The sequence below is a fragment of the Mycobacterium sp. 4D054 genome (genome assembly GCF_052245755.1).
Taxonomy (GTDB): domain Bacteria; phylum Actinomycetota; class Actinomycetes; order Mycobacteriales; family Mycobacteriaceae; genus Mycobacterium.
Genome location: NZ_JBQQCF010000017.1, coordinates 74,153 through 99,016 on the forward strand (window position 1 = coordinate 74,153; position 24,864 = coordinate 99,016).

Sequence of the window (24,864 nt, forward strand, 5' to 3'; positions counted from 1 at the left end):
GGGCCTGCGTCAGCTCAACCGGACGGCGATCCTGCGCAGCAGCTTGGTCGCCAGGATGTACGGCGTCGCACCGAAGGGCCACTGCGAGACGACCTTGCCGGTTCCGGCACGGAAATAGTTGTGGGTCTTGGCCCAGACCGTCTTGGCGAGCTGGGCCTGCAGCCAGTCGTTGTAGATGACGAAGGCCGATCGGCGCACGTCGATGACGCGGCTGCCGGTCTTCGCGGCGCGGCGGATGAGGGAGGCGGCGAAGTCGGCTTGCGCCTCGTAGAAATGGACCAGCGGTACGGAGTTGGTGTTGGGCCCGTACATGATGAAGAAGTTCGGGAAGCCGGGCACCATCATGCCGAGGAATGCCTCCGGCTCTCCGCGCCACGCACTGTGCAGCTCCTGCCCGCCCTGGCCGTAGACCTGGTAGTTGCCCAAGTAGTTCGCGGCGTCGAAACCGGTGGCCAGGACGATGACGTCGAGATTGTGTTCGTCGCCGTTGGCGTCGATGGCGCCGGTGCGGGTGAGGCCTTTGAGCGCGTGAGGCACCAGTGTCACCTTGGGGCTGCGCAGTGACGCATAGTAGGTGTCGCTGCACACGGTGCGCTTTCCCTCGAAAGCAAATGTGGGCGTGACCTTTTCGAGAAGATCAGGACGCCCGGCGAGCTCTCGCCGCATGAACTCCAGCGAAGCTTGGTGCCGCCGCCTGTGGAACCTTCCGGTGCTGCGGGCGTGACTCGACCGCAGCTGCCTGCGGTCATAGTCGAAATACAGCGCCCACCGGCGCCACGCGTAGACCGCGCGCAGTCTGTTGAGTCGGCGCTCCAGCGGCGTGAAGTCGCGACTGTTCTTGGGCACCAGCCAGTTGGGCTCGAGCTGGAAGATCGTCACGTCTTCGGCGACCTTCTCTGCCTCGGTGACCACCTGGACCGCCGAGGATCCGGTGCCGACGATGCCGACGGACTTGCCGGTGAGGTCCAGGCCGTCGATCCACGCCGAGGTGTGGCACATCGCGCCCCCGAACTCGTGTTCCTCGCGGGCGAACGGTGGAACGACCGGGATGTTGAGGAACCCCACGGCGCTGATGACCGCGGTGAACTTCCCGTGGTCCGTGCCGGAGGACGTCGAGACCGTGTGGGTCTGATCCTCGTCGGACCAACGGACGTCGATGACCTTCTCGCTGAACCTGATCCGCCGGGGCAGGTCCCACTCGTGGGCCACCCGTTCCAGATACTCCTGCAGTTCCTGCCAGCCCACGTGGGTGCGGGTCCAGTCGCTGCGCGCGTAGGAGAACGAGTACACGTGCGACTCGAGGTCCACCTCCGCGCCCGGGTAGCGGTTGAACCACCAGGTGCCGCCGATCCCCTCGCCCTGCTCGAAGATGACGAAGTTCTCGATACCTTTCTGGCGCAGCGCGATCGCGGCGGCCAGGCCGCTGAACCCGGCACCGATGATCGCCACGCGTGGGGCTGGGACGGTTGCGGTCATCGGTGCTGTCTCCTCGCTCGTGCCCGGATGGGCGATGCAATCTCAAAAGCTCTATAGGTTCAGTATTTAGACCATTAATGTCGGTGTCAATAGCGGCCCGCCGGCCGGTCTGTCTACTTGGTCTGGGCGATCCAACCGCCGTCGACCACCAGGTCGGTGGCGGTGATGAACGATGCTTCCTCCGAGAGCAGGAAGCGGATGGCGTTGGCAATGTCGGCTGGAAAACCCAGGCGGCCCAACGGGGTCCGCTCCTCCATGTTGGTGCGCCGCGCGGGGTTCTCGCGGTACAGCGGCTCGATCATCGGAGTCAGGATCGCGCCCGGGCACACGGTGTTGGCGCGGATACCCTCCGGCGCGAGCTGCAGCGCGAGGCTGCGGGTCAGCGAGACCACCGCGGCCTTGCTCACCTGATACGCGTCCAACGGTGAATCCATGTTGCGCAGGCCGGCGATGCTCGCGACGTTGACGATGCTCCTGCCATGGCCGGCCCGCAGCCACGGCACCGCGGCGACGGTGAGCCGCCGTGTTCCGTGCAGGTTGACCCCCATGGTCAGTTCCCAGACGGACTCCTCGGCGTCGAGGCTGGATCCGTCTCGGTCGAAGAGCGCCACTCCGGCGGCGTTCACCAGGTAGTCGAGCGCGCCGCCGGGTACCGCGGCCAGCAGTTCCTGGGGGTCTCCGTGGAGGAGGTCGTACGGGACGTACTCGACGTCCGAGGGGAGCCCGGGCAGGGCCGCTGCGAGGTCGGTGGCGAGGACGTGAACGCCGTCCGCGGCCAGGCGCGCCACCGTCGCGGCGCCGATCCCGCCGCCGGCACCCGTCACCAACGCGGTGCGGGTCATCGCTGCTGCACCGCCAGCGCCTCCGACAGCCGCCGCCCGGCGAAAGTCATCGCATCGGAGGCTGTCGGGAACACCTCGTCGAGACCGAAGAACCCGTGCACCATGCCCGGGGTCCGATGGGTGGCCGTTGGCACACCGGCCTCGGCGAGCGCCTCGGCGTAGAGCTCGCCCTGCGGACGGATCGGGTCACATTCGGCGAGGATCACCGTGGCCGCGGGCAGGCCGTCCAGGTCGGCATCGAGAATGCTCACCCGGGGATCGGCGGCGGCGTCGCTGCTTGGCAGGTAATTGTCCTGGTGCCATTGCATCTCGTCACGTTCGAGCATCACGCCCTGGTACTCGTCGTCGAAGCCGCGCGTCAGATCCGTCATGGTCACCGGGTACACCAGCAGCTGGTGGCGCAGCGCCGGCGCGCCGGTGTCACGGACGTGCAATGCGACGGCGCCGGCGAGGTTCCCGCCCGCGCTGTCGCCCGCGACGGCCAGCCGGGTGGTGTCCACTCCCAGGCCCGAGGCCGGGTCGGCCGCCCAATTCAGCGCGTCGATCGCATCATGGACCGCGGTCGGGAATCGCGACTCCGGGCCCCGGCGGTACCCGACGGAGAGCACCGCGCTGCCCGACGCGTTGGCCAGCAGACGGGTCGCCACGTCGTGGGAGTCGATGCTGCCCAGCAGCCAACCGCCGCCGTGGTAGTACACGGTCAGCGGCAACGCGGCGGCGTCTTCCGACGGCAGGTACAACCGGCCGGGAATGCTCTGGCCGTCACGGGTCGGGATCGCCACGTCCCTGACGCGGTGGATCGGCGGCTTCGCCAGCGCCCCGAAGGTGTCCTCGAAGTTCTGCCGGGCCGTGGGCACCGGCAGCAGGTGCGCGTTGGGGCGCCCGGACTTCTTGGCATCGGCGAGCATCTTCTGGGCGATGGGGTCGATGGGCATCGGAACTCCTGTGAAACGTGTTGCGGGGAAACAGAACGAACGGTAGGGGTCAGACGCGTTCGTAGTAGCGGCGCATCTCCCAGTCGGTGACGGTGTGGGAGTCGAACGCGACCAGTTCACTGCGGGATGACGACAGCAGGTGTTCGAACACGTCGTCGCCCAACGCCGCGCGTGCCATCTTGCACTCCTCGAACAGGCGCAGCGCCTGATGCAGCGAGGTCGGGACGACCGGCACGTCGGTACCGGTCCAGGCGTTACCGTCGAAGATGTCCGGCGCGGGCAGCTCACGGGCGATGCCGTCGAGTCCGGCGGCGATGGTGGCCGAGTACGCGTAGTACGGGTTGACGTCTCCGCCGGGGATACGGTTCTCGACCCGGAACGACGGGCCGGTGCCCACCAGCCGGAACGCGCACGAACGGTTGTCCGCTCCGAGCGCTATGGCAGTGCCGGCGAACTGGTCGGGCTGAAACCGCTTGTAGGAGTTGACCGTCGGCGCCAGAAGCAGTGTCATGTCGGCGGCGTGGCTCAGCTGACCGGCCACGAACGACCCGAACTTCCCGGACATCCCGACGGTCTCCGCCGACCAGCTCAGCGGCAGGCCGTCACAGGACCACATGCTGACGTGCAGATGGCAGGACGAACCCACCTCGTCGATCTTCGGTTTCGCCATGAACGTCACCGTCAGGTCCGCGGCGTGGGCGAGTTGCTTGACCCCGTACTTGAACAGCACGTGCCGGTCGGCCATCTCCAGCGTGTCGCAGTAGTCGAGGGTGACTTCCTGCTGACCGAGCCCCCACTCCGGTTTCGAGGACTCGATGCAGACACCGAAATCGGGCATCTGGTTGCGGATCCGTTCGATGAACCAGTCGTCACGGCTCGACTGGATCATCTGGTAGTCGGAGCGGTAGTCCGACAACATCTTCAGGTTCTGGTAGCCGAGCTCCCAGGCCTGCCGGGGCGGGGTGGCGGCAAGGAAGAACTCCAGTTCGGAGGCGAACTTGAACGCCAGGCCCTGTTCGCGCGCCCGCTCGATCTGCTGCCGCAGGATGGTGCGCGGCGCGACCGACAGCATGGTGTCGGACTGCGATTCGTAGGCGTCACAGATGACCAGCGCGACGTGCGGCTCCCAGGGCACCCGCCGCAGCGTGGTCAGGTCGGGGACAAGGCGGATGTCGGCCCAGCCGTTGGCCGCATTGGACACCGGCAGATCCAGAGGGTTCATCTCCAGGTCGACCGCGAAGATGAAGCTGCTGGCGTTGATCCCCGCACCGCGCAGCCCCAGCGACCGGAACGCCGGGATCGTCAGCCGCTTGCCGACGAGGCGACCGTAGGGGTCGGGGGTGGCGCAGACTACGGTGTTGATCTCTCCGGTCGCGGCGAGCTTCTCGAACTGGTCGAGGTCGAGGCGGGTTGATTCGTCGGTCATTGATGCTCCAGGTGGCGGGTGAGTTCCCAGGACGTGATGGTGGTGCGCAGCCACTGCGCATAGCGATCGGCTTCGGCACGGCGGGTGGCGGCGAAGGACGAGCAGAACGCCTTGCCGAGCAGGTCGGGCAGCCACGCCGAGTGCTCGAAAGCGTCCAGCGCCGTGGACAGGTCACCGGGCAGTGGCGCCGGGCCGTCACCGCTGTCCGGTAACCCGAGTTCGTTCTCCAGGCCGTGCAGACCCGCGGCCAGCAGTGCCGACGCCGCCAGATACGGACTAGTGTCGGCTCCCGGTCGGCGATGCTCCACCCGGGCGGATTTCGCGTGATCGAGGATCAACCGGCATGCCGCGCTGCGGTCGTCGTAGCCGTAGGTCGCCGCGGTCGGGGTGAACATCTCCGGGTCGATGCGCTTGTAGGAGTTCACGTACGGGTTGAACAGGGCGGTGGTGTCGGCCATGCCGGCGAGCAGGCCCGCCAGGTAGTGGGTGGCGTCGGCGGAGAGCCGGCCGGGGCCGTCGGTGAAGATGTTGGCGCCGTCACGGGTGAGGCTCGAGTGGACGTGACCGCCGGCACCGGACTTGTCGCCGAACGGTTTTGCCATGAAGCTGGCATGCAAACCGCGCTCGGCACACAGGTCGCGCAGATACTGTCGGGCGCGGACCGCGGCGTCGGCGGCCCGGCACGCCGGAGCCGGAGCCATGGTGAACTCGAAGAAGCCGGGCCCGAGTTCGGTGTGGAACATCTCGATCTCGACGCCGACCGCATGCATGCGATCGATGAATTCGGCGGCCAGGCTGTGCGATTGGGAGACCCTGGTCAGCGAGTAGGCGTTCTCGGTGGAGCCCAGCGGCGAGCGCGCGTCGGCTCCGGCCGGGCCGTCCTGGAACAACCAGAACTCGTACTCGAACCCCAGCACCGGTTCCAGGCCGCGGTCGGCGTAGCGCTCGACGAGCGCGCGCAGGCAGTTGCGCGGTGACATTTCGACCGGCGCGCCGTCAGCGCCCACCATGTCGGCGATGACGGCCTCGGTGCCCGGGCGCCACGTCAACTCGACGCGGGTCGATTCGTCAGGCGTGAGCCGTGCGTCGGGATATCCGTTGGCGGCGTTGCTGGCGGGGGTGTCGGTGACCTCGTCGACGACCGACAGGCCGTAGAGGATGGTGCAGAACGCCAAGCCCGCCGGGTTCATCGTCTTCTCGGTGCGGACCAGCTTTCCCCGGATTCCCAGATCGTAGTCGGGCACCTCGAGTTGTGTCATCGCCACCGGCATCACACGTCTCCTCGTCGGGTCGGCCTGCGGGAGGGGCTGCGCCCCACGCGCTCGTACACGTGGTCGGGAACGTCGGCGGGGTCGCGGTATACCCACCAGGTGCATTCGGTGACCGGGGCGTCCGGGTTCCAGGTCGGCGCGTCGATCACGCGGGTGGGGAAGCCCAGCCGGTCGATCGGCATCACCTCGTTGAGCAGGCAGCAGTGCACGCAGTAGCTGCAGATGCCGACGGTGTTCCACGCCCAGTCGTGGCGCGCGGTGGTCACGGCGAATCCGAACGGGCCACCGGCCCTGGGGGCGCCGTCGGTGATGCGCGCATCCAGGCTACGCCCGCCTGATCCGCATGGGGCGAAGCGGAATCCGACCCGGGTGGGCTCCGTGATGATCTCGATGTCCCCCTGCCGCCCGGTGCCGGCCAGGTGGGCGTGGAAGCCGTCGACGATCGCGATCATGAGCTGGTGGGCAGAGGTCTCCCAGGGTTGGTTGCTCAGCGCATAGCGGTGCTCGTGGACGTCGTACCAGTCGGCCATCAGCGCATCCCACAGATCACCCAGCGCGTGCTCGCCGACGGTGGTGACGGCGATGTCGATCAGACCGCTCACCCGGTCCACGGCACGGTCGTGCACGCCCTGCCAGACTGCACGGGCCGTCTCGATCGCCATCGGGGCGGTCGGCAGCTGGGTGCGACAGGCGTGGGCGGCCTCGTCGACCGCGGTGACGAACCGCGGCCACTCCGCTTCGATGCCGCCCATGGCCTGCTCGCCGATCAGGGCAGTCAGACGTGACGCGGCCTCGTCGACGAGAACGGGTGCCACACCGCGTGATTCGATCCATTGCCGGATCGACATCGGCCAGCGTTCGTACACGTCGCGGAGTTCCTCGGCTTCGGCGACCGAGATCTCGACCAGTTCGGCGGCGGCCTGCCAGTTCCCGCGGTCGAGGTGCTCGACGGCGATGCGAAACGTGCCCTTGGCCAGTTCATCCCAGCTTCCGACGCGCGCCGGGCGTCCCAGCGACGCTTCATAGGCCACCACGGTGGTGGTTTCGGTCTCGGTCATGTGAGCTGGAAACCTCCGTCGACGCGCAGGTCGCTGCCGGTGATGTAACCGGCCTGGTCGCTGAGCAGGAAGGCGACGGCGTGGGCGATGTCGGCGGGGGCGGCGAAGCGTCCCGCCGGTACCCGGGACGCCAGCGCGGACGGCAGTACGCCGGTGTCGCCGTGTGCCGCCGCCATCGGCGTGGCGACGAATCCGGGCGAGACACTGTTGACCCGGATCCCGTCACCTGCCAGCGCACGGGCCGCCGTCTGGGTCAGCATCTGCAGCGCCGCCTTGGACGCCGCGTACTGCGGGGTCGGATCGGGATTGGTGAGGGCCACCACGCGTCCCGCTTCGATCGAGCTGATGTTCACCACGGCGGCCCGCGACGCGAGACGCAGCACCGGGGTCAGCGCGTCGATGGTGTTGTAGGCGCCCATCAGGTTGATCTCCAGGCAGCGCAGCCACATCGTGCGATCCACGCCTGAGAAACCCGTATCGTCCAGAACCCCTGCGCAATTGACCAGATAGGCCACGCGGTCGGGCTCGACGCCGGCCGCGGTCAGCCGGTCCAGCAGGTCCGGTTCCCGGACGTCGATCTCCACACCGGCCTGCAGATCGGCCGGAAAGTCGGGATCCGGTTGCGGCGCGCGGAGATCCATACGAATCGTGCGCACGCCCGCCGACATCAGCGTGCGGGCGATCGCCGCGCCGATGCCCGATGCGGCGCCGGTGACCAACGCGTCGCCGCCGCTGAAGGTCATCGGCAGGGCGGGAGTGGGCACGCCGGCGCTCATTGCGGGCCGAAGCGGCGCTGGTGTTCGGCGAGCGCATCGGCGAAGCACTCCCGCGGCGCGCGGATCACTCCCGCGCCGATCTGTCCCCCATCGCGGCCGGCGAGTCCGACATCCATCACCGGCAGCACCCCGGTCGAGAGAACCTTGCGCGCGTCGATGCCGGTCGGGGTACCCCGGAAGGCGAACTGCGGGATGCGGTAGGTGCTGTTCTCGCCGTGGGTGATCGAGTACATCTCGAGGTTGCGCTTGATCATCACCTCGGGCGACCCGCCCTGATACTCCTGCAGCGACAACGCGCACGCCTGGGCGAATCCGCCCAGGCCCACCGTCTCGGTGATCGGAGACTCGCCCCCCATCCAGGTGATCTCGTCTTCGGTGTGGCCGGGGAACAGCTTGCCCTGATGGATGGGCGGCGGTCCCTCGAACCAGGCGTCGCCGAGCCCGGCGAGTTTCACCGCGAAACCCCGGCAGCTGAACGCCATCGCCGAGATGAGCGTCGAACCGGGCACCACCATCGCGTCGGCAGAGGCCTTGGCCGCGGCCATCGACAGTCTCAGGAAGAAATAGTCATTCTCAGCGAGGTGGAGCAGCGTCTCGCGGACGCCGGGCACGCGATCGTCGCACATGTCGAGGACAGCGGGCATGATCTCCCGGTTGAACAAGATCGACGCCGCGGCGTTGCGGCTGTGCACCTCGTCGCCCATCCGCAGGGCACGCGCGATCAGCGGCTTGAGCGCGATGCCGCCGCGACGGCGGATCGCCTCCCCGACCACGGGCGCGAGCACGGTGTTGACGTGCAGCAGGCGCTGGTGGACGCCCTCGTCGTAGCAGCCGTAGTTCAGCCGGCGCGGTTCCTTGCCTTCGTAGAAGTTGCAGAACCCCCGGTTACCGTGGGTGCGGTTCTCCACCACGAACACCGGCATGGACGCGGTGTAGATGCCGGCCAGCGATCCGACGGCCGCGTAGTCCTGGCAGGCGCCGACCTCGATGCGTCCCGAGGCGAATCCCGCGATCGCGTCCTCACGGCTGTGGGCCAGCCCTTCGAACAGTGCACCGCCGATCAACGCCTCACGCTGACCGCCGGTGTACTCCGGCCACGCCATCGGCGCTCCGGAGGTGAGCACCAGATTCTCGCGGTATCCCGGCAGCACATCGCGTGCCGCGGCCACATCGACGACCCACGGGTCGGCGGCGTCCAGGCGCTCGAACGCCACGGCGTTGGCCTCCTCAACCGAGGTGAAGCCGAGGGCGGGATCGGTGCCGAGACCGGTGGCGCTCACCATGCGACCACACCGCCGTCCACCAGCAGGGTCTGCGCCGTGATGAACGAGGCCCGCGGGGAGAGCAGGAATTCGACGGCCTCGGCCACCTCCTCGGGCTCACCGATGCGCTTGAGCATCGCATAGGACGCGCTGATCTCCTCGCCTCCTGACACGCGCGCCATCGACGGGCTCATCGGGGCGCGGATCACTCCTGGGGCGACGTTGTTGACCCGGATAGACCGCGGCGCAAGCTCTTCGGCGATGTAGCGGGTATAGGCGGCGATGCCCGCCTTGGTGGCTCCGTACACGGAGGCTCCGCGGAAGCGGCCGAAGTGTCCGGTCAGGCTGCCGACGTTGACGATGGCACTGCCCTCGGTGAGCAGCGGCGCCACCGCGTCGGTGACCCGGGCCATGCCGGCGATGTTCACCTGGAACATCACCTCGAGCTTGGCCTCGTCGAGCTCTCCGAGGAACGAATCCCTCAGGATGCCTGCACAGTTGACCAAACCGAACAGCGCCTCACCGTCGTCGACCGTCGAGGCCACCGCCGAATCCACGTCGGCCCGATCGGTGACGTCCATGACGAGGGGCAGTGTGCCCTCCAGGCCATCGCGGCCGAAGTCGACCGCCTCGACGGCATCCTTGAGGTCGGCCGCCACCGGTGCGTACCCGCTCTGCAGCAATCGGCGGCAGATCGCCTGCCCGATGACCCCGGCTCCCCCGGTCACGATGACTTTGTTTCCCAACGCCTCAACCCTTCTCGGCTGGTGATTCGGATTACGGTCTGACCGCCAGTTTCACGGATAAAGCCCTATTGGTCAAGTTTTTAGTTCTTTTATTTCCACGGGTTGCGGCTCGCCCGTCCGACCGGTTCAACCTTTGGTCTAAAGGGCGAGGCAAAGCCCCCGCAAGGACCGATGCGGTACCGTGCTGGCAAACGAAAGGGGGCTCCACATGACTGCGGAACGCCCGCCGGCGTTGAGCCCGGTCCGCCAGATCCCCGCCCACGAACTCGTGGTGGACCAGATGCGCCGGGCGCTGGAACTGGGCCAGTTCCGGCCCGGCGACCGCCTGCCCACCGAACGCGAGCTCTCCGAAATGCTCGACGTGTCCCGCACCACGGTCCGCACCGCGGTGGCGGTCCTGGAACGCGAAGGCCTGATTGCGGTGCGCCGCGGCCGTGGTGGCGGCTTCACAGTGCAGGCCCCACACGTCGACCCCGCCGAGATGCGCCGCGAGCTACGCCGCAACAAGCGGGCCATCCGCGATGCCTTCGACTACCGCATCATCGTCGAGACCGGCGCCACCCGGCTCGCCGCCATCCGTCGTCGCGCCATCGACCTGGCCGACCTGCGTAAACTGCTCGGCGGCATGGAGGCCGCCTTGGACGTGGCCCTGAAGGATCAATCGGCGCAGCGCACCATCGAGTTTCAGACCCTGGACACCGCCTTCCACATGGGCATCGCGCAAGCGGCCCAGAACGACCGCCTGCTCGATGCCGTCGGCGATGCCCGCCGCCGCATGTGGCTTCCGGTGGGCGCCATCTTCGGTCGCCTGGAGCCGAATGCCAACGACTTCCACGCATCGATCCTCGAGGCGATCGAGAACCGCGAGCCCGAGCTGGCCGCGTCGCGGATGGAAGCCCACATCAACGACACCCGGAACACGCTGGAAAGCTGGCTCAAGCGCTGATCCTGCGGCGCGGGCGCCGGCCATCACTCGGCGGGCTTGTCGTCGAACACGGTGGACCCGATGCGGGCGTAGAGCTCCGGCTTGGCCTTGCGCCAGTACAGGGCCAGCGCGATCGACCCGAACAGCAGGGTCAGCAGGATGTACGGAATGAGCTTGAAGAACAGTGTGTCCGAGGCGGTTCCGGCTGCTGCGGACATGTTCGAGGCCATCAGGTAGATGACGTAGACCATGCCGGCACCGCCGATGATGGGAGCGGCCAGGGTGCGCCACCAGCTGGCGGTCTCCGGATGCTGCTTCTTGACGTGGAAGTACACCACGGTGGCGATCGACGACATCGTCTGCACAGTCAGCAGGCACAGCGTGGCCAGGATCGCCACCAGCACGAACAACACCGCGTAGGGGTCCGAGCCGCTGGCCGCGCACACGATCAGCACGATCGCGGCGAACACGCTCTGGGCCAGCGACGCGACATACGGCGAGGCGTGCTTGGGGTGCGCCTCACCCAGGCGACGAGGCAGCAGCCCGTCACGCCCGAAGGCGAACAGGTAACGGGCGGCGGAGTTGTGGATGGCCAGCGCGCAGGCGAATGAACCCCCGACCATCAGCCATTCGAAGACGACGATCGCCCACTGGCCCAGGTACTGCTGAGTCGGCGCGTAGATCAGATCGAAGGGTGTTGCGCCGGAGGCCAGTTCGACTGCCTTGGTGGGTCCGTTGCCGACGATCATGCCCCACGCGATGAACGTATAGAACACGCCGATCCCGATGACGGCGATCATGGTGGCCTGCGGGACGATCTTCTTCGGGTTCTTCGACTCTTCGCCGTAGATCGCGGTGGACTCGAAGCCCACCCAGGACCAGAACGCCATCAGCAGACCCAGACCCACCACGCCGCCGGCGACTCCGTTGGTGCTCAGCGCGCTCACCGGGTTCAACGAGGTCCAGCTCATGCCCTCCGGGTGATGCAGCAGCGACGCCGTGGCGGTCAGGCTCAGCATCACGATCTCGGCGACCAGCACCGCACCCAGCACCTTGGCCGCCACCGAGATGTCCCAATGGGACAGCGTGGCGATGACGATCACGCCGATCGCGGCATATACCAGCCAGGGCAGATCGATCCCGAACTGGGCGGAGATCGCCTGGTCTGCGAACACGGAGAAGATGCCGATCAGGCCGGCTTCCATCGTCATGTAGGTGAACATCGACATCACCCCGGCGGGCAGGCCCGGTATCTTCGACCATCCGCGGGAGACGAACGTGTAGAACGCCCCGGCAGCGGTGATATGCCTTGCCAGAGCGATGAATCCGATACTGAAGATGCTGAGCACGACGGTGGCGATCACGAAACCCGCGGGGGCGCCCAGACCGTTCCCGAAACCGACGGCCACCGGCAGGTTGCCCGTCATCGCGGTGATCGGCGCCGAGAAGGCCACCACCATGAACACCACACCGGCCAGTCCGATGGCGCCCCGCTTGAGGGTGTGTCCTTCTCCGGCCTGGGTGGCGACCTGCGCCGGGGGGTCTGAACGGAGGGCCATGCAGAGCCTGCCTTTCGTCGATGGTGACGTGAGTCACTGAACTGACAGGAGCGTAAGGGCCTAAAGAACTAAAAACAAGACCTATAGACCAATGTTTACAATTGTGGCGCGCAGCACAGAACCATGGAGATACAAGGCACCGCCGCCTCAGCGCTGCAGCAGCTCCAGCAGATATGCGCCGTAACCGGACTTGAGCAAGGTGTTCGCCCGGGCTTCGAGCGTGGCGTCGTCGATGAAGCCCACCCGCCACGCCACCTCTTCGGGCACGCTGATCTTGAGTCCCTGCCTGCGCTCGATGGTGCGGACGAAATCGCTGGCGTCCAGTAGTGAGTCGAAAGTCCCGGTATCCAGCCACGCCGTTCCGCGGGCCAGCGTCTCGACGGTCAGCCGGCCCTGGTTGAGGTAGGTCTGGTTGATCTCGGTGATCTCGTATTCTCCGCGCGCGGATTTCCGCAGCCCGCGGGCGATCTCGACGACGTCGTTGTCGTAGAAGTACAGCCCGGGCACCGCGTAGTGCGACTTCGGCGTGGCCGGTTTCTCCTCCAGGGACAGCGCCGTGCCGTCGTCGGCGAACTCGACCACGCCGTACGCCGACGGATTGGACACCCAGTAGGCGAATATCGCTCCGCCGGAGACGTTCCGGTAGCGCTGCAGGCTGGTGCCCAGTCCGGGACCGTAGAAGATGTTGTCCCCCAACACCAAAGCCACTGATTCGGTGCCGATGTGGGAGGCTCCGATGACGAACGCCTGGGCCAGGCCGTCGGGCTCGTCCTGCACGGCGTAGGTCAGGTTGATTCCGAAATCCGAACCGTCGCCGAGCAACCGGTGAAACGCCGGGGCATCCTGCGCGGTGGTGATCACCAGGATGTCGCGGATGCCGGCCATCATCAACGTGGACAGCGGATAGTAGATCAGCGGCTTGTCGTAAACCGGCACCAACTGCTTGCTGACGCCCATGGTGATCGGATACAGCCGGGTCCCCGATCCGCCGGCCAGGATGATGCCACGCATCAGCCGGTCAGGTCCGCTTCGGTCAGTTCGGTGGCCGCCAGCGCGGCGGCGAGGCCGGGATGACGGAACACCGACGTGACTTTGTCGTGCACGACTCGGAACGCCGCCGCCGCCGAACCGGTCTCCCCGGTGACCGATACCGTCTGCTGCTCGACGACCACCACGCCGTCGTGGACGTAGATGCGGCCAGGTTCGAGCCGTTCGTCCAGCGCCTCGGCCCAGTGGCGCAACGCGGCGTGCCCCTGGGCGGCACCGCCGGCGTGACCGATCTCGATGTCGTCGCTGGAGAGCTCCAGCAGCGTGTCGACCTCGCCGGCGTTCAGCGCGTCATGCCAGGCGAGGACGGTGGCCAGCTCCGAAGTGGTCATGATCGCGAAGGTACCCACTCAGAACGGGGTGCGCTCCAGCCACCCGTCCCAGACGGCGGCATCCCCGAACATCTCGAGCCCGGCGTCGGCGGCCGACCTGCGCCGCACGGTCGCCAGCAGCAGCCCGGTGACGGGGCCGCGCAACGCCACGCTGCCCTTGCTGTGGGTGTGCGACCACGACAGCCCGTCGTCGTCGTGGGCGATGCTCCACTCCCCCGTCGGACCCAGCTTCTCCTCGGTGGCGTGCAGGTGGATCGACTGCCCCGGGTCCAGGGCCGGGGGATGCCGTCGGTCGACGGTGGCCAGTTCGATCCACTCGCTGAGGCAGTCGGCGGCGAAATCGGCGGGCAGTTCGAAATCGGCGCCGAGCGCCAGGGCCGCGTCCGCGCGGTGCACCGCGGTCTCGTGCACGCGGCGGCGGATCCACCAGCCGGCGGGCCGGGGCCCGATGAAGGTCCACACCCGCGCGTCGGCGCCGACGTGGTCGACGGCGTCGATCACCATCCGGGCGCCCTGATCGAACCATTCGATCGCGGCCTCGTGATCGTCGGGCGGTTTGCCGTCCCGCACTTCGCGCGGGTCCAGCGGCTGGTTGCGTCGTTCACTGATGATCTGGGCGGCCCAACGGTTTCCGCGGCCCACGTGGCGATAGAGCTGTTTGAGCGTCCACTCCCCACACGTGGGCACCGGCGTCGCCGGGTCTGCCGATCGAATCAGGTCACCGAAGGCTCGAGTCTGCTCGAGCAGGGCTGCTCGGAAGTCCACCTCTACGAACCTAGCGCGGCGCGCGTCTTTCCAAGGGTGATCGGCAAGGTTGACCACCCGCGCAGCACCCTGGTGTCGCGGCGCCTGCCCGCACCGGCCAGCCGGGCGTCGGGATAGCGCTCGAAGAACGTCCGCAGCCCGACCTCACCCTCGGCGCGGGCCAGCGCGGCGCCCAGGCAGAAGTGCCGGCCGCTCGAGAACGACAGGTGGCGTCCGGCGTTCTCACGTTCGATGTCGAACCGGTGCGGGTCGGGGAAGACGTCCGGGTCGCGGTTGGCGCCCGCGAGGTAGATCACGACGAGTTCGCCGCGCCGGATGTCGGTCCCGCCGACGGTGACGTCCCGGCGTGCGAACCGGGCGCTCATCTGCACGGGCGAGTCCAGCCGCAGGATCTCCTCGACCGCATTCGGCCACAGCTGCGGCCGGGCGGCCAGCGTATCCAGGTGTCCGGGGGTGTCGAGCAGCATCCGGATGCCGTTGCCGAGCAGGTTCACCGTGGTTTCGAACCCGGCCGCCAGCACAAGGCCCGCGGTGGCCTGGAGCTCGCGGTCGGACAGCCGGTTGGCCTCGTCGGCGGCCTGGCTGGCCCGGATCAGCTGACTCATCAGGTCGTCACCCGGGTTGCGGCGCAGCTCGTCGATGTGGCCGCCCAGCCACTCGTTGAAGCCGACGATGCCCTCGTGCACCTGGGTGAACTGCCGCCAGGAAAGGCCGATGTCGAGGCTGGGTGCACCGAGCTCACCGAAGTGCAGGATGTGCCGGCGGTCCTGCTCAGGGACGCCGAGGATGTCGCTGATGACCGCGACCGGCAGCTGCGAGCAGTACCGTTCGACGACGTCGACCACCCCGGATTCGCGTTCCAGGTCGTCGAGAAGCTCATTGGCGGTCTGCTGGACGCGGTCGCGCAGCGCAGCGACCGCCCGCGTGGTGAACACCGAGGACACCAGCTTGCGGCAGCGGGTGTGGTCGGGCGGTTCGATCGACAGCAGCGACGGCGGCTCGATCGGGTGTAGCAGGCCGGGGTGGGTCTTGCGGTTGATCCACTGCAGCGGCTTCGGCAGGCCCGCGCCGAGCGAGGACACCCGGAAGTCGTCCGAGCGCAGGATCTCGTTGGCCGCCTGGTGGTCGACGGTCATCAGCACCGCGCGGCACCGGACCACCGGCCCGTGGTTACGCAGTTCATCGGCGAACCCGGCGGGGTCGTCCCGCACGGCCGGGTCCGCGATCAGCCTGGCCTGTGGGTCTCCGCCGCGACGCGCCCCGACCTTCGACAGACCGCGGATCACCCCGTGCAGAGCCAGCCACCGGATACGTTGCGCAAGATCGGCTGCCATCAGGTCAGCTTAAGCAGGGGCCGCAGATCGTCCAACCGGTCGAACAGGTGCCAGATGTAAGACGACGAGCCGTTCTCCCGGTGGGCGTGCAGATCGGCCAGGTCGGGGTCGTCGCGGTAGCTGTCGAACGCTTCCCGCGACTCCCACTCGACGAGGATCAGGACCTTGCGCGGTGCGATGTCGCCGGTGATCGACTCCTGGAACCGCCCGAGCGCGACGACGCGGCCGCCGTGCTTGGCGACTTCGGCCGGCGAGCGTTTGGAGTAGGCCAGGTATTCATCGCGGTCGGCGATGTCGAACAGGTTCAGCGCGTAGACGGACACGAGCCGACGCTACGCCGCTGCGGGTTCTCCCCCGTACCGGCCCAGCGCGAACACCCGCCAGCCGGCCCGTTGCCACGCGCCGACATCGAGGCAATTGCGGCCGTCCACAACCACTTTCGCCCGCACCGTGTCCGCCAGTGCGGCGGGGTCGAGGTCGACGAACTCCCGCCATTCGGTGAGCACGAGCACGGCGTCGGCGCGGTCGCAGGCCTCCACGGCCGTCGTCGAGTAGTTCAGGGTCGGGAACAGCCGGCGGGAGTTCTCGATCGCCTGCGGGTCGTAGACGTTGACGGTGGCGCCGTTGAGCTGCAGCATCCCGGCGACGTTCAGGGCGGGCGAGTCCCGCACGTCGTCGGATTCGGGCTTGAACGCCGCGCCGAGCACCGCGATGTTGGCGCCCAGCAGCGACCCGCCGCAGGCGGTGGTGGCCAGCTCGACCATGCGGGTGCGACGCCGCATGTTGATGCTGTCCACCTCGCGCAGGAACGTCAGCGCGTGGTTGGCGCCGAGCTCGCCGGCTCGGGCCATGAACGCGCGGATGTCCTTCGGTAGGCAGCCGCCGCCGAAACCGAGGCCCGCGTTGAGGAATCGGCGCCCGATGCGGGCGTCGTGTCCGAGCGCGTCGGCCAGCAGCGTGACGTCGGCGCCGGCGGCCTCACACACCTCCGCGATCGCGTTGATGAAGCTGATCTTGGTGGCCAGGAACGCGTTGGCGACACCTTGACCAACTCCGCGGTCTGCAGATCGGTGACCAGGAACGGGACGCCATCGGCGAGCAGCGGCGCGTAGATCTCCCGTGCCGCCCGCTCCGCCGACCGCGAGTCCCGTTGCACCCCAAACACAATGCGGTCGGGGTGCAAGGTGTCCGCCACGGCGAACCCCTCCCGCAGGAACTCCGGATTCCACGCCACCTCGACGGTGACGCCCTCCGGAGCGAGGCCCGCGGCACGCTCACTCAGGTCTGCGGCGGTGCCCACCGGCACCGTTGAGTTGCCGACGATCACCGCAGCCCGGCTCAGCAGCGGCACCAGGGTGTCGATCACGGCGTGCACATGACGCAGGTCGGCGCCGTATTCGCCCTTCTTCTGCGGTGTCCCGACACCGAGGAAGTGCACGTCGGCGAACGCCGCGGCCTCGGCGTAGTCGGTGGTGAAGCGCAGCCGCCCCGCAGCAATGTTGCGCTGCACCATCTCTGGAAGCCCGGGCTCGTAGAACGGCACCTCACCGGCGGCGAGCTTGGCGATCTTGCCCGCGTCGACGTCCACCCCGAGCACGTCATGCCCCAGTTCGGCCATGCCCGCGGCGTGGGTGGCGCCGAGGTAACCGGTCCCGAAGACGGTGCACCGCATACCGCCTGTATAGGCAGCCGCGGTGAGCGGTCGGCCACCTGCCGCTGAGCGTCGGGCCAACGGCGGGTGACGAGCTAGTTGCGGCCTGCCCCGGGAGCGCAGAAGACCAGGAAGCAGCCGTCGCCGTTGATGTCGCCGGGCACACCGCTGCCCGAGCCGCCGCCGCGCGACGAACCGGAATCCGAGCCCCGCCCGGAGCCGCCGTCGCCGCGGCCGCCGTTGCCCGGGCCGGAGCCCGAGTTCGACCCGGAGCCGTTGCCCGAGCCGTTGCCCGATCCGCTGCCCGGCCACTGGGGCACCTGGGGCACCTGGGGAACCGTGGGTTGGGGACGGGTGGGCTGCACCGTCCGCGTCGGCAGGGTCGGGGCCGGCTTGTCGTCGTCATCGTCGTTCTGCCACGGCGGCCGCCACGGCTCGTCCGGCTTGTCGGGCTCGGCGGTGCGGGTGGGCCACGTCCAGGCGGGCTTGGGCGGGGTCCACTGCGGGCGCGGGAGCACGATCACCGGCGGCGGGACGACCACCGGTGCGACGACCGGCGGGGGCGCCACGGGAGCCGGGGCCGGCGCCGGGGCGGCGGGGGCCGGCGCGGGGGCCGGCGCGGCGGGAGCGGGTGCCTGTTGCTCGACGTACACGGTGCGCGGGGCCTGCTGGGGCTGGGGCGCTTCCCGCACCACCGGCACCGGTGGCTTGATGGTCTCGGCCGACGGCGGGTCGGCGGGCACGTTGGCGGCCTCCTGCCGTGCCGGGGCCGGCTCGGGAGCCTGCACCTGCGGGCTCGGCACGATCACGGCCTGCGCCGGGCTGGGCCGCTGGTCGGCAGTCGGCCGGATGCTGATGGCCAGCGAAACCACCAGCGCGGCAACGCCGATCACGAACAGTGAGGTCACCGCGCTGCCGACCAGCAGGAACGGCTTGCGCTGCTCGTCGACCGGCCGCATCTCGGTCGGCGCGAACTCGTCGACGAGGTCATCGCCGCTGTCGGCGCCGGCCGGGGCCAGCTGGGTGTCCGCGGCGGCCAGCCCCAGCACCGATCCGGCCGTCGGGCCGTCCGGGTCCTGGGAGTAGGCCAGCCCGACCGTGGTGGCCTCGAAGGCCGGCGCGGCGGCCGAGGCCAGCGCAGCGCCGCGGGCGAGCGCGAGGTCGGCCTCGTCGGGCGCGCTGACCGGAAGCGACACGAGATGTTCGAGGTGCGCCTTGACCGAGCTGATGTCCACGCCGGAGCCGACGACGAACATGCCCTGGGGCGGGGCCGGCTGCGCGGCGACCGCCGCGGCCATCTCGGTCAGCACCGCCATCGCGTCGGCACTGTGCAGGCTGCGGCTGAGCACCTTGACCACCGAGCCGTCGTCGGTCTGCACCACCGACAGGGTCGCGGTGTCGCGATCGACGAACAGCAGCGCGGTGGTGTCGTAGCCGACCGCACGGCCGACCGCCTGGGCCAGCGACGCCGCGGCGTGGCTCTCCGAGACGAGCATGACGTCGTCGATGCCGTGCGCGGCGAGCGCGTCGCGAAGGGCGGTCGCCTCGGCGTGATCGCTCCACGTGACACCGATCGACTTGAGGTGATGACCCCCGGTCTCGGCGCTCTCCTTGGTGCCCAACACCGCCGAGACCACATGCTCGGCCGCGTTTGCCGAGCCGTCCCCCGACGTGACGTCGAAGGCATCGTGGTCGACGGTCACACCGTCGGCCTTTTCGCCCTCAACCAGCACCATGCGGACCGTCGTAGGTGTCATCGACACACCTAATACGATGTCCACTGACCCCTCCCGAAGTTTGCTGCAGCGTTGCGGTCGGCACTGCTCACACGGGCGCGGCGAGCCGACAACTAGATACTTCATCGACGCGGTCAGCTGATGCGTTACATCCGACGCTGTTAGCTGAGCGTGGCTGAAGACCTGGCCGGGACACGTCGGCACGAATGACCGGTGGCGCCGGTGCCCACGACATTACTCGCGCCGGGCCAGGCGCGGCGATGACGTTTCAGCTCAGTTGGTCTTGAGGAAATTCTGGTACGAGCGGGACGGGGTGGGACCGCGCTGGCCCTGGTACTTGGAGCCGACGGCGCCACTGCCGTACGGGTGCTGGGCCGGGCTGGTTAGGCGCAGCAGGCAGAGTTGGCCGATCTTCATGCCCGGCCACAGCGTGATGGGCAGGTTCGCCACGTTGGACAGCTCCAGCGTGATGTGCCCGGAGAAGCCCGGGTCGATGAAGCCGGCGGTCGAGTGGGTCAGCAGCCCGAGGCGGCCGAGTGAGGACTTGCCTTCCAGTCGGCCGGCGAGGTCGTCGGGCAGCGTGCAGCGCTCGAGCGTCGCGCCGAGCACGAACTCGCCCGGGTGCAGCACGAACGGCTCGCCCTCTTTGGGTTCGACCAGCGAGGTCAGGTCGTCCTGGCGCTGCGCGGGGTCGATGTGGGTGTAGCGGGTGTTGTTGAAGACCCGGAACAGGTTGTCGAGGCGCACGTCGACGCTCGAGGGCTGGACCAGGCTGTCGTCGAACGGGTCGACACCCAGCCTGCCGGCATCGATCTCGGCCCGGATGTCGCGGTCGGAGAGCAGCACCGCACGAGCGTAACGGGATGACGCCCGGTCAGGGGCAGGCAGCGGGTGCGTCGTTGCGCACGACGTGCGGGACCCCGGCCGGGATGAACACGGCCTGGCCGGCCGGGTACGCGACGGGGATGCAGTCGGGGGCGGATTGGACGTAGACCGTGCCCTCGTTGATGACGGTGTGTTCGGGCCCCGGGTGGGTGTGCCAGCCGCTGCTGGCGGGGCTGTGCAGCACCAGGTCCTGGACATACAGCGTGGTTGGCTGCCCGACGGAGATGATGACGACGGGCGCGCCGGTGGTGCCCTGCGCGAGATCGGTGCGCTCGATGTCGCCGTCGGGCGGGGTCGCGCCGGCGGAAGCAGGCGCAAGGATGGCGGCGATCAGGGCCGCGGTGACTGGGACGACATGCTTCATCAGATTCCCCCGGAGTGTGACTGACCAGCTTGCGGCCACCTCCACAGCGAGGGACCGCCAGGTGTTAACCTTCCTGATCAAACAGGCCGATGTAGTTCAATGGCAGAACATCAGCTTCCCAAGCTGAATACGCGGGTTCGATTCCCGTCATCGGCTCCATGGCGGTTCGGCAGGGGGCGCGACGCCGGCACCTCCCATGACGGCGGCTACGACCGTGACTTTCAGCGATGCCGTACGACGTGTGTTCACGATGACCCCTGTCCCTGCTCCGGTCGACGGACCACTCCAGACTCCGCTGGTGTTGAGGCAGCAGCTTCGTCCCGACCACCGTCGGCCCGGACCTCGATGCGTGTATCCATGGTTCGGCATAATCTCGTTGTCGCCGAGCCGGTTTCACACTGACGCCGCCAGCACACGGTCATTGCGTCCCTGACCCGATCAGCAGTTCGCACGGGCCGACGAACCCGTCATCGGCCTGGTACTGGCGCAACACCTGGTGCACCTCGTCCCAGACGTCCTCGCGCTCGTCCGCGGGGACCCCCGCCAGCATCTGGTGCAGCGCCCCGAACGATTCGCGTTCGAACCGCAGGCACTCCGCCGCGGACGCGAGCCGAAGAGGAGCGTCCAGCGCCTCGACTGTCACGTCGTGAAATCCGGCCTGGGTCAGGAGGTCCGCCAGCACGCCGGGCGCGCCGACGCTGAAGGGCCCCGGCAGGCCCGGCGCCGGTGCCGGTAGGCCGGCCCGGGCGCGGATGACCGACACCGGTCCGGCGAAGAAGCCGTTCCGCGCCGGCGTGGAGTACACCACCACGCTCACGCGGCCGCCGTCGGCGAGAACTTCGCGGAAGCCGGCGACAGCACTGCGCTGATCGGGCAGATAGATCAGGCCGAGGCGCGAAACCACCGCGTCGTACCCGCCACCGACCCGGTCCGCGAGTCGCTCCCCGTCAGCTTCAACGGTTTCCAGTGTGAGGCCCTGTTCGGCGGCCTGCTTCTCGGCGTACTTCAGGATCGTCGGCGATATGTCAGTGGCTACGACGTGGGCACCGCGCCGGGCCGCGGCGACGCTCTGGCCGCCCGCTCCCGCCGCGACGTCCAGGACCCGACTGCCGGCGCCGACTCCCGCCGCATCGAGCATGCGCGTAGTCGCCTCGCCCAGCCAGTCCTCGAGGACCGGTCCCCAGCGGTGCCACGCCTCGGCCGCGTCTTCCCACTGCCGACGTGTCGTTGCCTTGTACTGAATCGGGTCGAATTTCATGTCGTCCTCCTCGAACGGTTTTGCTCTCACCCTTAAGGCGCCAGATTGTTCGATGAAGGCGGAAGAAGCGTTCTGGCAGATTGCCAGCCCACAGACGGCAACAATGGTTGGGTGACCGGCGCGCAGATTCTGCTCGGACGCGAGGTGGCCCTTGACGAGGTGAGCCGCATCGTGAACGGGGCCCAACGCGGTGAGGGTCGCGTGGTGTTGGTCACCGGCTCCGCCGGGATGGGTAAGACGTCGTTGCTGCGAGCAGCGCTGCGCTCACCGTCTCAGTGCGTCGTCGGCTGGGGCACGTGCCTGTACGGCGGTGCAGCGCCCGGTTTTTGGCCATGGACGCACGCGCTCAACGGGATAGTGCGGCGGGTCGGCGTGGACGCCGCCCGCGCCGCAGCCGGAGCGGATCTCGGCCTGGTCGCAACGGTCGCCTCGGCTCTGGGTGAACCTGCAGGCGTCGAGTCCTCCAGCCGCGGACGCATGCTGATGCTCGATGCGACGCTGACGTGGCTTCAGACGCTGGCCGCCGATCGCGGCCTGGTCGTTGTGCTCGACGACCTTCAGTGGACCGACGACTCGTCACTGGAGCTGTTGGAGCTCGCGGCCGCGGCTGCGTGGCCGTCTTCGGTGAGCGTGATCGGGGCCTATCGGCACGACGATCTCGAAGACAAGTTGGCCGAACGGCTGACTTCCGTGAGAGCCCGGGCGGAGCACGTGAGACTCCACCCATTGGCCCGCGAGGCGGCTGCTCAGCTGGCGACGCTGCTGACCGGGAAGCCGCTGGCGGACCCGGAGGTGTCGACCCTGCTCCGACGGGCCGGCGGGCACCCGTTGTTCCTCCGGGAACTCGCCCTCGCGGCCGCCGACGGTTCACCGGCCAACGACATTCCGTCGGCGATCCGCGAAGCGATCGACCGCCGAGCCCGTCGTCTGGACCCGCGGACCTCACGCGTGCTCGGGGTAGCGGCGCTCGCCGGATCGGTCGTGTTGCCGGACGTGGTCGCGGCGACTCTGGGCTGCGCTCGTGCCGAGGTTGAGCAGGCGCTCGCCGAGGCTGTCGCCGCCGGCGTCCTCACCAGCACCAGCGACGGGACGCGCTTCGCGCATGATCTCTACCGCGAGGTTCTCGCGGCGGGGGTCGCACCAGCCGAGCGCCCCTCACTGCACCTCGCGGTGGGTCGGGCACTCGCGACGCGCGCCGAACGAGTTGCCGGCGTGGCTCCCTCGGAAGTCGCCCGGCACTTTCGCTTCGCGGTAGGAATCGGTGCAATCGATGAAGCCGTGAGATGGGCTCTCCGCGCCGCACGTGCAGACCGCGCCTCGTCTGCCCTCGCGGAGGCGGCCGAGCACTTGCGGCTGCTGCGCGGCGCGGTTGCCGACGCCGCGGTGGTTCCGCCTGCCGGCGTGCTGGTCGAAGTACTCCTTGTCGAAACGGACCTGTTGGCCCGGGATGGCCGCGCAGCCCAGGCTCGCGACCTGCTTGCGCAGGCCAGGACGACAGCGCGCCACGGCGGGGACACGCGGGCGAGCGCGTTGGTCGCGTTGGCCGCGGTCGGACTGGGCTCGCAGTTCGCGACGCGCCGGGACGAGATCACCGCGGAACTCGAAGACGCGTTGAACGCTCTACCGGATGCCGAGACGGCTTTGCGGGCCAAACTGGCTTCTGCGCTGGCCCGCCAGCTCACCCACTCGGTCGCCGAAGAACGAACGCGGGCAAGGGAGTTCGCCGAGGAGGCACTCACCCTCGGACGGACCACCGGCGACCCCGACGTCCTCGCCGACTGCCTGCTCGCCCGCCACGACGTGCTGTGGACACCAGGCGCCGCGGCCGAAAGAGCCGAGGTGACCGTCGAACTCGTCGGCCTGGCCCGCCGCAGCGGTGACGCCGAACGCTTGGCCGAAATGCTGCTGCTGCACGCCAACGCGCTATTGGAGAACGGACGCGTCTCCTTCGACGCCACCCTCGACGAGTGCCTGGCGCTGTTGGAACAACAGGGACAGTTACGCCACCGATACACGGTGGCGACACGACGGGCCTTCCGCGCACTGCTGCACGGAGAGTTAAAGGAAGCCGACTCGCTGATCGACACCGCCGTCGCGCTGGGCGAACGACTAGGCGAGCCCGACACGCACAACGTGCGGATGTCCCAGCGCCTCGAGCTGGTCCGGGCTCGTGCGGCGCCGACCGAGTTGGTGGCATTCGCCGACGAAGCCGTCAGGCACTGGACCGGCGCTCCGGTGCACGCGCATGCGGTCGCCGCGGGCTTCAACGCCAGGGCGGGCGATCTCGACGCCGCCAGCCGCCACGTCTCGGCGGTACAGGACCTCGGGACCTGGCGGGCCGAGCGGTCCTACCTCTGGTCGGTGTTCGTTCGCGAGCTCGCTGTCGCCGCTGTCGCGGTGGACGAGCGGGTCCTGTGTGAGGAGCTGTTGACCGAGCTCGAGCCGCTGGCCGATTCGTGCGGGGTCAACGGCGCACTTGTCGCCTTCGCCGGCAGTCACGCGCACACCGCCGGCCGGCTCGCCGCCGCACTTGGGCAGCCGGACCGGGCGAAATCCCTTCTGGCGCAGGCATGCCGGGTATACGAGCGCCTCGGCGCCTGGACGCTGGCCGAGGCACGCACCGACCTCGAGGCGGCACAACGTGACGGCGCGACGCCGGCCACCCGCGCGCTGCGCAGGCGAGACCTCGACTGGGAGGTGACCTACGACGGGCAGACCGCCGTCGTTCGGGACTGCAAGGGCATGCATGACATCGCCGTGTTGGTGCGGCAACCGGGTGTGGAGGTACACGTTCTCGATCTCATGGCAGCCGGGGTCACGTCCGACGATGCCGGCCAGATCCACGACCACCGCGCTGCCAGCGAGTACCGCCGCAGACTCGCCGCGCTCGCCGATCTGCGTGAGGAAGCGATGCTGATAGGTGACGCGAGCCGCCTCGCCAGGATCGACGAGGAGCACGATGCGCTGGTGGCAGAACTCCGCACGGGCACGGGCTTCGGCGGACGGCAGCGTTCCTTCGCCAACAACCCCGCAGAGCGCGCCCGTAAAGCCGTCGCGGGCCGGATTCGCGACGCTCTGCGCCGCCTTGAGCCGGTGCTGCCGCACGCCGCCGCGCATCTGGACCAGAACCTGGTCACCGGAATCCGGTGCCGCTACCGCGGTGAAGCTCGCTGGCAGGTGGACGGCTGACGAACACGCGATCCGAGGCGGCGGTCC

The 24,864-nt window shown here is 68.7% G+C and carries 21 protein-coding genes, 1 tRNA gene and 1 pseudogene; 3 read left to right on the plus strand and 20 right to left on the minus strand.

Annotated features, from left to right (window positions below; all coding sequences use genetic code 11):
* Nucleotides 1-9: 9 nt before the first annotated feature.
* The 9 genes from ACTWP6_RS14465 to ACTWP6_RS14505 all read right to left on the minus strand — a co-directional run bounded on the left by ACTWP6_RS14465 (nt 10) and on the right by ACTWP6_RS14505 (nt 9,792).
* Nucleotides 10-1,476, minus strand: coding sequence for a flavin-containing monooxygenase (locus ACTWP6_RS14465; protein ID WP_260756621.1), 1,467 nt, complete (start codon nt 1,474-1,476; stop codon nt 10-12).
* A 113-nt stretch (nt 1,477-1,589) separates the two neighbouring features.
* Complete coding sequence (locus tag ACTWP6_RS14470; protein WP_260756619.1) at nt 1,590-2,318, minus strand: SDR family NAD(P)-dependent oxidoreductase; 729 nt, start codon at nt 2,316-2,318, stop codon at nt 1,590-1,592.
* Nucleotides 2,315-3,253 (minus strand): alpha/beta hydrolase, encoded by a 939-nt coding sequence (locus tag ACTWP6_RS14475; protein WP_260756618.1) that lies wholly within the window; start codon nt 3,251-3,253, stop codon nt 2,315-2,317. Before ACTWP6_RS14475 ends, ACTWP6_RS14470 begins: the two co-directional genes overlap by 4 nt.
* Nucleotides 3,254-3,302: 49 nt before the next feature.
* On the minus strand, nt 3,303-4,679 hold the full coding sequence (locus tag ACTWP6_RS14480) for a glutamine synthetase family protein (RefSeq protein WP_443188045.1): 1,377 nt from the start codon (nt 4,677-4,679) through the stop codon (nt 3,303-3,305).
* Nucleotides 4,676-5,950 carry a glutamine synthetase family protein gene (locus tag ACTWP6_RS14485; RefSeq protein ID WP_260756616.1) on the minus strand — a complete coding sequence of 425 codons (1,275 nt, stop codon included), beginning with the start codon at nt 5,948-5,950 and terminating at the stop codon, nt 4,676-4,678. The genes ACTWP6_RS14480 and ACTWP6_RS14485 overlap by 4 nt, the downstream gene beginning before the upstream one ends.
* Nucleotides 5,950-7,008: a hypothetical protein gene (locus tag ACTWP6_RS14490; protein ID WP_443188046.1), complete on the minus strand. Its 1,059-nt coding sequence runs from the start codon at nt 7,006-7,008 to the stop codon at nt 5,950-5,952. Before ACTWP6_RS14490 ends, ACTWP6_RS14485 begins: the two co-directional genes overlap by 1 nt.
* A complete protein-coding gene (locus ACTWP6_RS14495; RefSeq protein ID WP_260756614.1) occupies nt 7,005-7,772 on the minus strand; it encodes an SDR family NAD(P)-dependent oxidoreductase in 768 nt (255 codons plus the stop codon). The genes ACTWP6_RS14490 and ACTWP6_RS14495 overlap by 4 nt, the downstream gene beginning before the upstream one ends.
* An 8-nt stretch (nt 7,773-7,780) precedes the next feature.
* Nucleotides 7,781-9,067 (minus strand): DUF1116 domain-containing protein, encoded by a 1,287-nt coding sequence (locus ACTWP6_RS14500; protein WP_443188047.1) that lies wholly within the window; start codon nt 9,065-9,067, stop codon nt 7,781-7,783.
* The gene (locus tag ACTWP6_RS14505; protein WP_260756612.1) at nt 9,061-9,792 is read right to left on the minus strand and encodes an SDR family NAD(P)-dependent oxidoreductase; all 732 of its coding nucleotides are present in this window, start codon (nt 9,790-9,792) and stop codon (nt 9,061-9,063) included. Before ACTWP6_RS14505 ends, ACTWP6_RS14500 begins: the two co-directional genes overlap by 7 nt.
* Before the next feature lie 208 nt (nt 9,793-10,000).
* Here ACTWP6_RS14505 and ACTWP6_RS14510 point away from each other — a divergent pair, with 208 nt between their 5' ends.
* A complete protein-coding gene (locus tag ACTWP6_RS14510; RefSeq protein ID WP_260756611.1) occupies nt 10,001-10,738 on the plus strand; it encodes a FadR/GntR family transcriptional regulator in 738 nt (245 codons plus the stop codon).
* 23 nt (nt 10,739-10,761) lie between these two features.
* Here the strand turns inward: ACTWP6_RS14510 and ACTWP6_RS14515 are convergent, their stop codons facing one another.
* The 10 genes and pseudogenes from ACTWP6_RS14515 to ACTWP6_RS14560 form a co-directional block, all read right to left on the minus strand.
* A complete protein-coding gene (locus ACTWP6_RS14515; RefSeq protein WP_260756609.1) occupies nt 10,762-12,276 on the minus strand; it encodes an APC family permease in 1,515 nt (504 codons plus the stop codon).
* Nucleotides 12,277-12,423: 147 nt separating this feature from the next.
* The gene (gene rfbA, locus ACTWP6_RS14520; protein WP_260756608.1) at nt 12,424-13,287 is read right to left on the minus strand and encodes a glucose-1-phosphate thymidylyltransferase RfbA; all 864 of its coding nucleotides are present in this window, start codon (nt 13,285-13,287) and stop codon (nt 12,424-12,426) included.
* The gene (locus ACTWP6_RS14525; protein WP_260756607.1) at nt 13,287-13,655 is read right to left on the minus strand and encodes a nuclear transport factor 2 family protein; all 369 of its coding nucleotides are present in this window, start codon (nt 13,653-13,655) and stop codon (nt 13,287-13,289) included. The genes rfbA and ACTWP6_RS14525 overlap by 1 nt, the downstream gene beginning before the upstream one ends.
* Before the next feature lie 18 nt (nt 13,656-13,673).
* The gene (locus ACTWP6_RS14530) at nt 13,674-14,420 is read right to left on the minus strand and encodes a maleylpyruvate isomerase family mycothiol-dependent enzyme (protein WP_260756606.1); all 747 of its coding nucleotides are present in this window, start codon (nt 14,418-14,420) and stop codon (nt 13,674-13,676) included.
* 2 nt (nt 14,421-14,422) lie between these two features.
* Nucleotides 14,423-15,754, minus strand: a complete 1,332-nt coding sequence (locus ACTWP6_RS14535; protein ID WP_443188048.1) for a cytochrome P450 — start codon at nt 15,752-15,754, stop codon at nt 14,423-14,425.
* Entirely contained in the window at nt 15,754-16,077 is a 324-nt protein-coding gene (locus ACTWP6_RS14540) for a DUF1330 domain-containing protein (RefSeq protein WP_443188049.1), read from the minus strand. The genes ACTWP6_RS14535 and ACTWP6_RS14540 overlap by 1 nt, the downstream gene beginning before the upstream one ends.
* A gap of 9 nt (nt 16,078-16,086) precedes the next feature.
* Nucleotides 16,087-17,426 (minus strand): annotated as a pseudogene (locus tag ACTWP6_RS14545) (UDP-glucose dehydrogenase family protein).
* Between the two features lie 74 nt (nt 17,427-17,500).
* On the minus strand, nt 17,501-19,186 hold the full coding sequence (locus ACTWP6_RS14550) for a DUF7159 family protein (RefSeq protein ID WP_443188050.1): 1,686 nt from the start codon (nt 19,184-19,186) through the stop codon (nt 17,501-17,503).
* Nucleotides 19,187-19,414: 228 nt separating this feature from the next.
* Nucleotides 19,415-19,987, minus strand: coding sequence for a dCTP deaminase (dcd, locus tag ACTWP6_RS14555; protein ID WP_260756600.1), 573 nt, complete (start codon nt 19,985-19,987; stop codon nt 19,415-19,417).
* A 28-nt stretch (nt 19,988-20,015) separates the two neighbouring features.
* Entirely contained in the window at nt 20,016-20,390 is a 375-nt protein-coding gene (locus ACTWP6_RS14560) for a cupin domain-containing protein (RefSeq protein WP_443188051.1), read from the minus strand.
* A gap of 85 nt (nt 20,391-20,475) precedes the next feature.
* Between ACTWP6_RS14560 and ACTWP6_RS14565 the strand changes: the two genes are divergently transcribed.
* Nucleotides 20,476-20,549: transfer RNA gene (locus tag ACTWP6_RS14565), tRNA-Gly, on the plus strand.
* A 259-nt stretch (nt 20,550-20,808) separates the two neighbouring features.
* Here ACTWP6_RS14565 and ACTWP6_RS14570 read toward each other — a convergent pair.
* Nucleotides 20,809-21,648: a class I SAM-dependent methyltransferase gene (locus ACTWP6_RS14570; RefSeq protein WP_443188052.1), complete on the minus strand. Its 840-nt coding sequence runs from the start codon at nt 21,646-21,648 to the stop codon at nt 20,809-20,811.
* A 111-nt stretch (nt 21,649-21,759) separates the two neighbouring features.
* Between ACTWP6_RS14570 and ACTWP6_RS14575 the strand changes: the two genes are divergently transcribed.
* Nucleotides 21,760-24,837 (plus strand): ATP-binding protein, encoded by a 3,078-nt coding sequence (locus ACTWP6_RS14575; RefSeq protein ID WP_443188053.1) that lies wholly within the window; start codon nt 21,760-21,762, stop codon nt 24,835-24,837.
* The last annotated feature ends 27 nt before the right edge of the window (nt 24,838-24,864 follow it).